Here is a 268-nt window from a genome sequence, read left to right on the forward strand (position 1 = left end):
AATCTCTTTAAGCTTTGTGTTATCTGTGCTAATAATAGTAAAGCTAAGCTGTCGTAATTGATAGCTAGTATCAAGCCCATTAATGAGATTATCAATAATCTTATACTGGCTTTCAGTGGTAAGAAGCAATACCCTATCACTATAAACAGTATATTTTATATTTTCGCTAAACAAAGACAAGGCAGATACAACATCTTCTTTGGAAATATGCTTAAATTTTATTATATAGTCTTTTAAAACTGGCTTCTCTTCAACAGTTGGATTATAT

Annotated in this window: 1 protein-coding gene; it reads right to left on the reverse strand. The window is 29.9% G+C overall.

Going from position 1 to position 268, the window contains the following annotated elements:
- On the reverse strand, positions 1 to 268 hold a 268-nt coding region (locus tag UNSWCS_RS12155), incomplete at both ends, for a hypothetical protein (RefSeq protein ID WP_035144168.1).

Source organism: Campylobacter concisus UNSWCS (assembly GCF_000466685.1).
Classification (GTDB): domain Bacteria; phylum Campylobacterota; class Campylobacteria; order Campylobacterales; family Campylobacteraceae; genus Campylobacter_A; species Campylobacter_A concisus_A.